The organism is Belnapia mucosa, assembly GCF_016775475.1.
In the GTDB taxonomy this organism is placed as follows: Bacteria; Pseudomonadota; Alphaproteobacteria; order Acetobacterales; family Acetobacteraceae; genus Belnapia; species Belnapia mucosa.
In genome coordinates, this window is sequence record NZ_JAEUXJ010000085.1 from 1 (window position 1) to 632 (window position 632).

At 65.2% G+C, this 632-nt stretch carries 1 protein-coding gene; it reads left to right on the forward strand.

What is annotated here, in order from left to right:
* On the forward strand, window positions 1-615 hold a 615-nt coding region (locus JMJ55_RS30455), incomplete at its 5' end, for an IS5 family transposase (RefSeq protein ID WP_202829348.1).
* Window positions 616-632 lie beyond the last annotated feature (17 nt).

Consider the following 632-nt stretch of genomic DNA (forward strand, 5'->3'; position numbering starts at 1 on the left):
ATCTATGGCTATATGCGCGCCTTCCTCCGCGACGGGGTGTGGGAGAGCATACGGCACCACATCGTCGTCATGCTGCGCGAAGGCGCGGGGCGCGAACCCAGCCCGACTGCGGCCATCCTCGACACCCAGAGCGTGAAGACAACGGAGAGCGGCGGGTCTCGCGGTTACGATGCGGCCAAGAAGGTGAAGGGGCGCAAGCGGCACGTCGCGGTGGACACGCAGGGGCTGTTGCTCGGCGTGCTCGTGCATGCCGCGTCCATCCAGGACGCGGACAGCGCGGGCGACCTGCTCCGGCGTATCAAGCCCCTCTACAACTGGCTCCGGACCGTGTTCGCCGACAGCATCTATGACCGTCTCGCCGTCCTGCTCGCTTGCTTTCTGCTCGGCCTGACGTTGGTCGTCGTCCGCCGCATCACCGGCGCCAAAGGCTTTGTGGTTCTGCCGCGCAGGTGGGTGGTCGAACGTACCATCGGTTGGCTCGGACGATGGCGGCGCCTGTCCAAGGACTATGAGCAACGGACCGAGGTCGCCGAGGCGATGGTCACCCTTGCCATGATCCGTCTCATGCTCCACCGCCTCGCTCACCCGAACCGCAAGCGACTTCCTGCCCCGTAGCTTTCAAAACAGCCTTT